The organism is uncultured Ruminobacter sp. (genome assembly GCA_902764345.1).
Lineage (GTDB): Bacteria > Pseudomonadota > Gammaproteobacteria > Enterobacterales > Succinivibrionaceae > Ruminobacter.
The window spans coordinates 36706-49096 of record CACWVT010000025.1; the positions used below are offsets into that span (position 1 = coordinate 36706).

At 40.5% G+C, this 12391-nt stretch carries 9 protein-coding genes; 5 read left to right on the forward strand and 4 right to left on the reverse strand.

Features of this window, described 5'->3' with window-relative positions:
• Positions 1 to 153: 153 nt before the first annotated feature.
• Positions 154 to 2634, forward strand: coding sequence for a penicillin-binding protein 1A (locus QZU58_RS06010; protein WP_294460691.1), 2481 nt, complete (start codon positions 154 to 156; stop codon positions 2632 to 2634).
• Positions 2635 to 2741: 107 nt separating this feature from the next.
• Here the strand turns inward: QZU58_RS06010 and QZU58_RS06015 are convergent, their stop codons facing one another.
• The 4 genes from QZU58_RS06015 to QZU58_RS06030 all read right to left on the reverse strand — a co-directional run bounded on the left by QZU58_RS06015 (position 2742) and on the right by QZU58_RS06030 (position 7673).
• On the reverse strand, positions 2742 to 4619 hold the full coding sequence (locus tag QZU58_RS06015; RefSeq protein ID WP_294460689.1) for an EAL domain-containing protein: 1878 nt from the start codon (positions 4617 to 4619) through the stop codon (positions 2742 to 2744).
• 268 nt (positions 4620 to 4887) lie between these two features.
• On the reverse strand, positions 4888 to 6525 hold the full coding sequence (gene groL, locus QZU58_RS06020; protein ID WP_294460687.1) for a chaperonin GroEL: 1638 nt from the start codon (positions 6523 to 6525) through the stop codon (positions 4888 to 4890).
• A gap of 100 nt (positions 6526 to 6625) precedes the next feature.
• Positions 6626 to 6919: a co-chaperone GroES gene (locus QZU58_RS06025; protein ID WP_294460685.1), complete on the reverse strand. Its 294-nt coding sequence runs from the start codon at positions 6917 to 6919 to the stop codon at positions 6626 to 6628.
• A gap of 208 nt (positions 6920 to 7127) precedes the next feature.
• Entirely contained in the window at positions 7128 to 7673 is a 546-nt protein-coding gene (locus tag QZU58_RS06030) for an FxsA family protein (protein ID WP_294495684.1), read from the reverse strand.
• Between the two features lie 584 nt (positions 7674 to 8257).
• Here QZU58_RS06030 and pilB point away from each other — a divergent pair.
• From pilB to QZU58_RS06050, 4 genes are all read left to right on the forward strand, one after another.
• The gene (gene pilB / locus QZU58_RS06035) at positions 8258 to 9970 is read left to right on the forward strand and encodes a type IV-A pilus assembly ATPase PilB (RefSeq protein WP_294460680.1); all 1713 of its coding nucleotides are present in this window, start codon (positions 8258 to 8260) and stop codon (positions 9968 to 9970) included.
• 14 nt (positions 9971 to 9984) lie between these two features.
• A complete protein-coding gene (locus QZU58_RS06040; protein ID WP_294495685.1) occupies positions 9985 to 11205 on the forward strand; it encodes a type II secretion system F family protein in 1221 nt (406 codons plus the stop codon).
• A gap of 84 nt (positions 11206 to 11289) precedes the next feature.
• Entirely contained in the window at positions 11290 to 12171 is an 882-nt protein-coding gene (locus QZU58_RS06045) for an A24 family peptidase (RefSeq protein WP_294495686.1), read from the forward strand.
• Between the two features lie 134 nt (positions 12172 to 12305).
• On the forward strand, positions 12306 to 12391 hold an 86-nt coding region (locus tag QZU58_RS06050), incomplete at its 3' end, for a prepilin-type N-terminal cleavage/methylation domain-containing protein (protein ID WP_294460709.1).

A 12391-nucleotide genomic window follows, 5' to 3' on the forward strand; every position in this document is an offset into this window, starting at 1 on the left:
CCGTGCTGATTAACATTTTACTCGTTCTCTTATAATAGCTTCAAAATTTTAAATCGTGCCAAAAAATAATTTATTGATGCACTCTATTTTGAGCTAGGTAACAAATTATTATATAATTAGATAAAATTACGTCATGACAAATGGATTAAAAAAATGATTTTTATATGGTTGAGACGAATTATCGGTTTTTTCTTATTTATTATCAGTCTTTGCCTTGCAGCAGGATGTTTTTACTACTATCACGTTAAGAGCACCCTTCCTGACGTTAAACAGTTAAAGGAAGTCACATACGAAACACCACTGCAGATATACTCTGCAGACAATCTTCTGATCGGAGAATACGGCACGGATCGCCGAATTCCTCTGGAATTCGAACAGATTCCACAACAAGTCAAGGACGCGTTCATAGCAATAGAAGACAGAAGCTTCTACTCGCACTTCGGTATAGATCTCAAAGGAATTCTCAGAGCTGCCAAGGTTTTTTTTGAAAAAGGCAAAATGGCACAGGGGGCGAGTACCATTACACAGCAGGTTGCAAGAAACTTCTACCTTTCTCCTGAAAAGAACATTACCAGAAAATTAAAGGAAATCTTCATTTCAATACATATGGAACAGGAACTCACCAAAGATGAAATCCTGACCCTTTATCTCAATAAGATCTCGTTCAGCCATCATGCCAATGGTATTGCGGCAGCTGCATATATCTATTTCGGCAAGACCGTAGATGAACTGACGCTTGGAGAAACAGCAATTCTCGCAGGAATGCCAAAAGCCCCGTCAACCAACAATCCAATTTCCAATCCCGATAAGGCGAGAGAAAGACGACATCTGGTTCTGCTCAGCATGTTGAGTACTGGAAAAATAACCCAGGAGCAGTTTGACGAAGCTGATAATGAGCCTATCAACTCCTACTATCACGTTCCAAAAATTGAAGCAAATGCGGGCTATGTTGCCGAATCGATAAGACAGACTCTTGAAGCCACATACGGAGATGCCATTTATACGGAAGGCTTCAAGGTATATTCAACTGTAGACAGCAGAGTACAGGAAAAAGCAAATCAAGCTGTATATAATGGCCTTACAGATTATGACATGAGACACGGATTCAGAGCACCTGAAAATCTAAACGATCTGGGTATATCATCCAGCGACCATGAAAGATGGCAGACAGAGTTAAAAAAACGTCAGCAGTACGACTACATAACTCCTGCACTTGTCGTATCCCTAAAGGCAGATAACTCTGCCAATATTATCTTTGCTGATGATTCAAAAGCCTCTATACCATGGAATAACATCAAATGGGCCTCAAACTACAATAATCAAAATAAGAATGCCCGTCACCCTGTAGAAAGAATTCTCAAACCTGGCGACATCATCTATGTGCACAAAACACCTGCAGGAGAATACGCCCTCAGACAGGTTCCGCTGGTTCAGGGAGCGCTCATATCCGTTAACGCACAGACTGGAGCCATACTGTCAATGGTCGGTGGCTACAGTTACAGGAAGAGTAGTTTTAATCGCGTAGAACTGTCCAAAAGACAGGCTGGATCAAACATTAAACCTTTTCTATACAGTGCGGCTCTGGCCAAGGGATATTCTCTAGGAACTTACGTTCTTGATGAAAAATTCTCAATCTGGAACAAATGGAGCAACCAGATTTGGTCGCCTAAGAATTCACCTAATGTCTATGAAGGACCAATTCCTCTAAGAGTAGCCCTTGCAAAATCCAAGAATGTGGTTTCGGTACGTCTTCTAAATCACATTGGTGTAGGTAATTTTGTAAAGCACCTTAAAAAGTTTGGCATAGACGTTAACCAGAAGTACAGTCAGAATCTTTCATTGGCGCTTGGGGCTTATGAAGTTACCCCTCTGGAACTCGTAACAGCGTACAGCACCTTTGCCAACGGAGGCTATAAGATAGAGCCATACCTGATAGATAAAATCGTTATCGGCGATACGGAGCAGGTCATCTATGAAGCCAATCCCGCAATAGCCTGTACTGACTGTCCTGACGCTGTAACAAATACAATAGTCCCTGAAGTAATTGACGAGGAAGCGCAGTATCTGGAAGATAATAACTATGCCGAACAGGTTATAACTCACGGCAATGCCTTCCTCATAAGCGATGCTCTTGGAAGTGTAATTCACGGTGGCTACGGACCAAAAGGTCCGTTCAACGGAACAGGCACAAGAGCAAGAGCTATGAAGAGGTCCGATATAGCAGGAAAAACAGGTACCACCAATGACAGCAAAGACGCCTGGTTCAGCGGCTTCAACGCCAATATAGCAACCACAGTATGGGTTGGTCATGACAGCTTTTCCAAAGCCCTTGGCAGAGGGGAATCCGGTAGCAAAACCGCCCTTCCTATTTGGATTGAATTTATGTCGTATATCCTTAAGGATCAGCCTCTTGCCCCAGTATCAAAACCAGACTATATCGTTAAAAACAGTATCTATGGATATCCAGAGTTTATGATTAGTAACGGCAAGGATCTCAATTTCGGTTATACGTCTTCTTCTGACGAACCGCAGACATACACACAACAGGATGAATACGGAGCCGAGATTCATGCTGAGCCACCACAGGTCAAACCTGAAAGTTCTCAGTCTTCAGCAATAGAAGATCTGTTCTGACACTGAGATCATTACCCAAAAAATCCTAAAGATAAAGAGAAGGCAGTTACCAGCAACTGCCTTCTCTCATAATTAACATGTCATGATAAATTCACGTCGACAATACGTTACTCTTCCTGCTTCTTTTTTTGTTTTTCCTCTGTTTCAGTGATTTTCTCGCCGTATTTTTTATCAAGCTGGGAAAAAGATTCATGCACTTTGTTTATCCATACCCCCTTATTCACCTCGTCAACAAAATCATAAACAAGCTCAGGAGGCAGAGGCTTGGAGAAATAGAACCCCTGAATTACGTCTACCCCCTTTGACTGCAGGTACTTTAATTCATTTCCGCCCTCTACGCCTTCTGCAATAAGCGACAGATTAAATGCCTGAGCCAACATGATAATTGCGTTAACAATCTGTTGATTTCCCTTACTTGTATCTATATCGGTAACAAACCTTCTATCGATCTTAAGTTTATCAAGAGGGAAGCTGCTGAGATAACTTAAGTTAGAATAACCTGTTCCGAAGTCATCCATACTTATTTTTACCCCCATACTGCGCAGCTGTTCAAAAGATCTTCTTGAATCACTGTCCTTGCTCATCAGCATACTTTCAGTAATTTCAAGCTCGAGGTATTCAGGAGGATAATTAAGTTCATTTATAAGATCCAGGGCTTTCTTAAGGAAGTCTGACTTATGAATCTGCTTTGCTGACAGATTTACAGCAACGGGATAAATAACGCCGTACTGTTTTTTCCATAACAGGTTCTGAACCATGGCTTTTCTCATAACCCAGTCGGACATGGCAACAATAAGATCAGACTGTTCTGCCACCGGAATAAAGTCTGCAGGAGAAACAAAACCGAGTTCCTTGCTGTTCCATCTCAGCAGAGCTTCAAACCCCAAAATCTGCTTTCCATCTACCGAAACCTTAGGCTGATAATACAGGCTGAATTCATCATTCTCGATGGCCGGCTTCAGATGCATCTCAATATTGATTCTCTTAAAGTTTGCCTTGCCTATTTCTTTATCATAGAACACAATACAGTTTCTTCCGCGACTCTTTGCGGTATGAACAGCCATATCCGCCTGTCTCATCAGATCTTCATAATTGTCACAATCTTTAGGATATACACTGACACCAATTGATACATTTATGGTGACATTGGATTCGCAGATATCATAGAAAGTATTTATAAGCTTCCTAATATCCTCGCAGGTCTGAAGTATGTACTCATCCTCCTTTATATTAGGAACAACCACCACAAACTCGTCCCCGCCGAGTCTGCCTATAAACATCCCTTTACCACTTGTATAAACCTTTAGTTTTTGAGCCGTTTTTTTGAGAATTTCATTACCCACACTGTGACCGTAAAGGTCATTCAAATCCTTAAAGTTATCAAGGTCAATACCAATTACGGCAAGTTTTGTGTTTGTTTCATTGGCCACTGAAAGAAGTTTGGTAATTTCTACTGACAGAAACAGTCGATTCGGAATCCCGGTAAGATAGTCATTATAGACCATGGAATGCATCAGATTTTCGCTTTTCTTGATGGCAGTTATGTTAAAGGCTATACCGCCAAGGCCATACAAGGTACCATCATCAGATATTAACGGAAACTTAGTTGTTTCGAACCACATGCCTGATTTTTCGTTTTCACGATACACATATGGCTTTCTTGATTCTTTTACGTATAAATCATCTCGGATATACCCATCAGAAAGTTTTGCCGGTGACAGCTCTTTGTCGGTTAACCCGTAAATTGAGGAACGTGAACGGTCAAACATTTTTGCGTAAAACTTATTAACCCATGTGATTTTCAGATTCTCATCCTTAAACCATATTGGGGTTTTAACAATGTCGCACAATGTTTTAAAACTGTTATTCTCCTGCATCAGTCTGAAAAGCTTTCGCTTAAGTCTTATAACATACATAAGACCTATAAGCAGGAACACCATCATAAAAATGATGGTTGACAAGATGTATACTGAATCAATCGACATAACGTGCCCTCAGTTTCCATCTCCAATTAATATATCAGAGACAAAAAAACACATAAACACCCCTCCCCTAACGGGAAGATTACTCATATTTCAAGTTATCACATTTATTATTCTCACTTACATAACGGGAAAAAAATTGTGATGTAAAAAGACAGGTTTTTTCCGATATTGATACTTAACTCAAAAATAAACGGGACTAACTTTCGTTAGCCCCGTTTATTTCTAAAAATGGTCAACGGCCGAAACCGTCGGTAACACGATGTTTAAATTACATCATGCCACCCATTCCGCCCATGCCCATGTTACCTGCTGCCGGTGCCTCATCCTTCTTTGGCAAATCAGTAATCATACATTCAGTAGTAATCATGAGACCTGCAATTGAAGCAGCATACTGCAACGCACTTCTGGTTACCTTGGTTGGATCAAGGATACCCATCTCAAGCATGTCACCGTACTGTTCTGTAGCAGCATTGTATCCGTTGTTACCTTCAGCGTTACGAACGGCATTAGCAATTACGGAAGGTTCCTGACCTGCATTTTCAACGATCTGACGTAAAGGAGCTTCCATTGCCTTTAATGCAACACGGATACCAACGTTCTGATCTTCGTTATCGCCCTTGAGTGAAGCAAGCTTTGAAGCAACGCGTACAAGAGCAACACCGCCACCGGCAACAACACCTTCTTCAACGGCTGCTCTGGTAGCATGAAGAGCATCATCAACACGATCCTTCTTTTCCTTCATTTCAACTTCAGTTGCACCGCCAACCTTAATTACGGCAACACCGCCGGCAAGCTTAGCAACACGTTCCTGAAGCTTTTCCTTATCATATTCTGAAGTTGAATCTTCAATGGCCTTGCGAATCTGGGCAACACGATCAGCAATAGCGGCTGAATCACCGGCACCGTCAATAATAGTGGTATTATCCTTTGTAATTACAACGCGCTTTGCCCTTCCCAAGTCATCAATAGTTGCGGCATCAAGCTTCATACCAATGTCTTCAGAAATAACGGTACCTTCGGTAAGGATGGCGATATCCTGAAGCATTGCCTTGCGACGGTCACCAAAACCAGGAGCCTTGACGGCAGCAACCTTAACAATACCGCGCATGTTGTTCACAACAAGAGTTGCAAGAGCTTCACTTTCAACATCTTCTGCGATGATAAGTAAAGGCTTGCCGGCCTTTGCAACACCTTCAAGAACATTCAGAATGTCACGAATATTTGATACCTTCTTATCAACAAGGAGGATATATGGATCATCGAACTCAACAGAAGCGTTTTCTGACTTATTAATGAAGTATGGTGAGAGGTAACCGCGATCGAACTGCATACCTTCAACAAGATCAAGCTGATCATCAAAGCTCTTACCGTCTTCCACGGTAATAACACCGTCACGACCAACCTTTTCCATTGCTTCTGCAATCAACTTACCTACAGAAGCATCAGAATTTGCAGAAATGGTACCAACCTGAGCAATTGCCTTAGAATCCTTACATTCAACTGACAGGCTCTTCAATTCCTCAACGGCTGCTGAAACAGCCTTGTCAATACCGCGCTTTAAATCCATAGGATTCATACCCGCAGCAACGGACTTCAGACCTTCGTTAATAATAGCCTGAGCAAGAACTGTTGCAGTGGTTGTACCGTCACCGGCAGCATCGTTAGCCTTGGAAGCAACTTCCTTAACCATCTGAGCTCCCATATTCTGGAACTTGTCTTCAAGCTCAATTTCCTTTGCAACTGAAACGCCGTCTTTAGTAATTGCAGGTGCGCCGTAGGTCTTGTCAAGAACAACATTGCGTCCCTTAGGACCTAAGGTAACCTTAACGGCATTAGCCAGAATGTTCACACCTTCGAGCATTTTTACTCGAGCTTCATTTCCAAAAATTACATCCTTTGCAGACATTTTATTTTCCTGTAAATATTTACTTCAAATTCTTCTTACAACACCGGACATTCAATGCAATGAAGACCGGACGTCAAAATATTTCCAAAAAGATCTTCTGTTATTCTTCAACCACGGCAAGAATATCGTTTTCTGACATAATTAAAACTTCTTCACCGTCTAACTTTTCTTTTCTAACAGAATAACCTTCATTAAAGATTACCTTATCTCCAACCTTTACCGCTAAAGGCTTAACGGTTCCATTGTCAAGTGTACGACCAGGGCCTACAGCAATAACTTCACCACGGGTAGATTTATCAACAGCACTTCCGGTAAGAACGATGCCGCCTGCAGACTTGGCTTCAACTTCAATACGCTTAACAATAACACGATCATTTAAAGGACGAATTGCCATACTAATACACGAGTTAAGGTTTATCCCTCAACAGCCTCCACATTAAATATGTAAACAAAACTTAACTTACTAACTGTTACATATGGATTGAAATTAATAATTCAAGATTATTTTCATATTTTTTTTATAATTAATCCGAAACGGAGTTTTGGAAGCATTTCCAAAACTCCGTTTCGTTATTAACTAAGAACCCAACAATCAGAAAATTCTACAATTCCTTGAACTCCGCATCCTCAACATTTTTATGTCCTTTTTTTTGAGACTTGGTTTGACGTTCATGGGGATTTTCATATTCGGAATCATCATCAGATTCAATTCCTCCGAAATTACCAAACATGGATGACGCATTCTTCATAAATTCATCATCAAACATGTTCATATTCATACCCTGCTTCTGAAACTGATTCATGATTATCTTATTGACCAACTGAGGATCCGGCTTTAAGAAATTGAAGAAAGCCTTTCTCACAAAAGGGATAAAAACCGCAACGGCCATAACATCAGAAACAAATCCAGGAAAAGCAATAAACACGCCGGCTGCCATGAGAGCTACAGAAAAAGAATTCCCTCCCATACCTGCAAGCCCCATTAGTCCGACTGAACCGATGCCTGCCTTTTTTACAATTGAATATCCAATTATTACTTCAATAAACAGTATGTAAAGCGTAGTTAATCCCAGTTCGCCAAAAACATATATGATACTGGCAAGCTCTAGTACAAAAAAGACTATGGCGGTTAAAACATATTTAATCATTAAATTTCCTTTTATGAGTATATACAGATTAAAGACAACATTTCTCCAGGAAAAACTCGCCTCCTGTGTGCAAATCACGGATAAACACTATTTCCGACAAAATTCCTTGAATATCCATCAGAAATCTCTTCTTAAAAACTTTACTCCCATGTATATGTATGCACATACATAATATATGATGACACTGATAAGAAAATACAAGAAGATGTCTTTTGAATTTTACAGGACAGCATCCGTGGTTGGTTTTACAAAATATTAAAACAATATAAGAATAAACAATTTATTTACACCAACAAACACTTTATTCACCTGTCATAAAAACCTTTTCTTGTTTTTGTGATTAGTACAGTATTTCAATATTATTCACGGAAAATAATGTAGTATTTTACCACTGTTAGTTCTATCCTATACCATGCACCTTGATACTCCTGTAACAGTTAATTACAGGAGTATCACATATACAAGAACAATGAAACAGACGAACAGAGTTCAACCCCTGTGATTTTCGTCTTTTTGTTTGATAACAGAATAATATAACTACCTATCTATATATTGATATTGAGTAAGAATCTTAGGATATACAAATGGCTGAAAGTTACGGTATTCTCCGAATACTCAAGACATACAAGTTAATATCTCCGGAACAAGAGAAAAATGTAATAGAGGAATCCAAGAAAGACAGCAAACCGGTTATATCCACAATCGTGGACATGAAGCTTGTTCCTCCTGAAAAAATAAGGGAAATTCTGGTTAAGGAGTATGCGTACCCTTACCTTAATCTTGATGATATCGATGTAAAGGAAATCCCTTCCGCATACATGGATAAGAATCTGATTCTTCAGCATCATGCTCTTCCTGTTTACGCTCAGGGAAAAACTCTTTTCCTTGCAATGTCTGATCCAACCAACACGGCTGCGTTAAACGCATTCGGTCTAAAGTACTCAATGATGACCGATACAATTCTTGTTGACGAAGACAAACTGCAGAAAGATCTTACAAAATTATTTGCCGACGCCATGGAAGAACTGGACGTTGGACTTTCAGACTCTGAATTTGCAGAACTTGAAGCTATTGAAGATAACAACAATGATAATCTCAGTGCCGCAACTGATGCAAATGCAGATGACGATACTCCGGTTGTAAAGTTTATCAACAAACTTCTGCTTGACTCAATTAAGAAAGGCGCATCAGACCTTCACTTCGAACCTTATGAAAAGAAGTATCGTGTGAGATTCCGTATCGACGGCATACTACATGAAGTTGCCAAAGCTCCTGTTGAACTAAAGGACAAGATTGCTGCGCGTATTAAGGTTATGTCAAGACTTGATATAGCAGAAAGACGTGTTCCACAGGACGGTCGTATCAAACTCAAAATTTCACCTACAAAGGCAATGGATATGCGTGTTAATACGCTTCCTACTCTTTGGGGTGAAAAGATTGTAATGCGTATTCTGGACTCCTCAGCCGCCAAACTTAACATTGACATGCTTGGTTTTGAAGATGAACAGAAAAAGAAATATCTAGGAGCCCTTGAGAAGCCGCAGGGGCTTATCCTTGTTACCGGACCGACAGGCTCAGGTAAAACAGTTTCACTGTATACCGGTCTCAGTATTTTAAACACTGTTGAAACAAACATATCAACTGCGGAAGATCCGGTAGAAATCAACCTGGAAGGTATTAACCAGGTACAGATTAATTACAAGGCAGGATTAACATTCGCCAGCGCACTGAAGGCATTCCTTCGTCAGGACCCTGACGTAATCATGGTGGGTGAAATTCGAGACCTGGAAACAGCCGAAATCGCAATAAAGGCCGCTCAGACAGGTCACCTTGTATTGTCAACACTTCACACAAACTCCGCACCAGAAACACTGACACGTCTATTAAACATGGGCGTGCCTGCATTTAATATTGCATCTTCAGTAACGTTAATTATGGCTCAGCGTCTGGCTCGAAGATTATGTGAGAAATGTAAAATTCTTGACAATGTACCGGAGCATGAACTGCTCAAAATAGGGTATACTCAAGAAGATATTGATAAAGGATTAAAAATATACAAACCAAACCCTCAGGGATGCGAGGCATGCTCAGGCGGTTACAAGGGACGTGTAGGTATCTACGAAATCTTTGTTATGTCTGACAAGCTGGCCATGCTCATCATGGAAGGAGGCAACTCACTCCAGATTGCAGCTGAAGCAGAAAAAGAAGGGATGGTTCCTTTAAGAAAATCCGGATTAATGAAAGTGGCGCAGGGAGTCACAAGCTTACAGGAAGTATTCCGTGTAACATCGGGCTAAGCAGGGATTAAAATATGGCAGTAAAAAGTAACAAGAAAGACTTTATAAACTTCAAATGGAAGGGTACAAACCGTAAGGGCAAGCCTGTAGGCGGTTTCATGTGTGCCCGCAGTGCTGAAATTATAAAGTCTGAACTAAGAAAGCAGAACGTAAACGTAACTTCTGTTATTGAATACAAGAATGTCTTCGGTGATGGTCCTAAGATCAAACCAGTCGATATTGCAACCTTGTCAAGACAGATTACTACAATGTTGTCTGCTGGTGTTCCTCTGGTTCAATCAATTGAACTTCTGGCTCAGAGCCATGATAAGCTGGCAATGAGAAAGCTTCTTTCACAGGTGTGTGAAGACGTTTCTGCAGGTACTCCTTTCCATCAGGCTTTGAGGAAACACCCGGTTTACTTCAACAAACTGTACACAGACCTTGTTGCGGCAGGTGAAGCTTCTGGTGCACTGGAAACAATTTATGACCAGATTGCAACATACATGGAAAAAGCAGAGGCCTTAAAGTCAAAGATTAAAAAAGCGATGATGTACCCTATCGTCATAGTACTCATTGCTATTGTGGTAACGGCAATTCTTCTTATATATGTAGTACCACAGTTCGAATCTATTTTTGCAAGCTTCAATGCTAAATTGCCTGCATTCACTCAGATGGTTGTAGATCTTTCCAGATTCTTACAAAGTTACTGGATTATATTTGCATTAGTCCTTGGTGGCGGTTTTTACGCGTTCCTTTGGTCTTACAAGCACAATCAGAAATTTCACTCAAATGTTGACGTAGCATTTCTGAAGATTCCGGTTGTAGGTAAGATTCTCGAAAAGGGATGCTTAGCAAGATTTGCTTCTACTTTGGCAACAACATTCGCCGCCGGTATTCCGTTGGTTGATGCTTTGATATCAGCAGCAGGTGCATCTGGTAATGCAAAGTATGAAAATGCAATCATGGAAATCCGTCAAGATGTAATGGGCGGTATGCAGCTCAACATGGCAATGCGAGCAACCCAGATCTTCCCTGCAATGATGAACCAGATGGTTATGATCGGTGAAGAAGCTGGTTCTCTTGATGCGATGTTAAGAAAGGTTGCAAACATTTACTCCCAGGAAGTTGACGATGCAGTTGACGGTCTGTCATCAATGCTCGAACCTTTAATCATGGTATTCCTCGGTGTGGTAATCGGTTCATTGGTTATTGCTATGTACTTACCTATCTTCTCTATGGGTAGTATATTCTAATAATAATGTAATACGCATATTAAGGGTTTCACCTACAAGTGAGACCCTTTTTATTTGTCGGATATTTTAAACAGTGGCATTTATATGAGTTTTTTACAAAGTATAGTTCAGGCTTTTCAAGATTCACCATTTTTCTTTCTAACTTACGTAACAGTCATAGGATTTTTGGTAGGAAGTTTTCTTAATGTGGTTATCTACAGACTACCTGTGATGATGGAAAACGCATTTAAGGACGAATATCAAGAATACTTCCATCCCGATGAAGAAATTCCTGAACGCCCTAAATTCAATCTTGTCGTACCAAGATCCCGCTGTCCTAACTGCGGTCACAAAATCTCCGCATGGGAAAACATCCCTGTTATCAGTTATCTAATTCTCAAGGGCAGGTGTCATGGTTGCGGACAGCATATATCGCTGAGATATCCTCTGGTTGAAACTTTTACTGGTCTCATGTCCCTTCTAGTTGCCTGGCATTTCGGTCCTACTGTACAGGTAATTGGAGCCCTTCTCATGACATGGTCACTTATCGCCATAAGCGGTATCGATTTTGATAAGATGCTGATTCCTGATGAAATCGTGCAGCCCTTACTATGGATTGGTATCCTTTTTAATATGTTTAACACATACGTAACTCTTACCGACGCCGTTTACGGTGCTGTTGCAGGTTACATGTGTCTGTGGCTCTTCTATTGGACATTTAAACTTGCGACCGGAAAAGAAGGCATGGGATATGGTGACTTCAAACTGACAGCATGTCTCGGAGCCTGGTTTGGATATCAGATGCTCCCTGCCATAATATTCGGTTCTGCTCTTGTCGGTGCCGTAATTGGAGGCCTCCTTATGTTTATTAACAGACATAAGGAAAGCCAGCCTTTTGCATTCGGTCCATACATTGCAATTATGGGATTCATAGTCATGCTTTGGGGAAATGAGATTAACGGATTCTACCTAAACCTTCTGAGATAATCCATCACCGAACATTTATATTCATTTAATCATAAAGGGCAATGTTGAAAAACATTGCCCTTTTTTCTCTATAAATACCTTCATTAACACGGTTTAATTTTGTCATCTATTTATCATGAATAAAGGAAATTATCATGAAAAAGACTAAAGGTTTTACCCTCATCGAATTAATGATCGTTATCGCCATCATCGGTATCTTAGCTGCAATCGCTCTTCCTGC

Excerpts from the sequence above, each read along its gene's own strand:
- groL (WP_294460687.1), bottom strand. The coding sequence starts at position 6,525 with ATGTCTGCAAAGGATGTAATTTTTGGAAATGAAGCTCGAGTAAAAATG.
- pilB (WP_294460680.1), top strand. The coding sequence starts at position 8,258 with ATGGCTGAAAGTTACGGTATTCTCCGAATACTCAAGACATACAAGTTA.
- QZU58_RS06025 (WP_294460685.1), bottom strand. The coding sequence starts at position 6,919 with ATGGCAATTCGTCCTTTAAATGATCGTGTTATTGTTAAGCGTATTGAA.
- QZU58_RS06030 (WP_294495684.1), bottom strand. The coding sequence starts at position 7,673 with ATGATTAAATATGTTTTAACCGCCATAGTCTTTTTTGTACTAGAGCTT.
- QZU58_RS06045 (WP_294495686.1), top strand. The coding sequence starts at position 11,290 with ATGAGTTTTTTACAAAGTATAGTTCAGGCTTTTCAAGATTCACCATTT.
- QZU58_RS06010 (WP_294460691.1), top strand. The coding sequence starts at position 154 with ATGATTTTTATATGGTTGAGACGAATTATCGGTTTTTTCTTATTTATT.
- QZU58_RS06040 (WP_294495685.1), top strand. The coding sequence starts at position 9,985 with ATGGCAGTAAAAAGTAACAAGAAAGACTTTATAAACTTCAAATGGAAG.
- QZU58_RS06015 (WP_294460689.1), bottom strand. The coding sequence starts at position 4,619 with ATGTCGATTGATTCAGTATACATCTTGTCAACCATCATTTTTATGATG.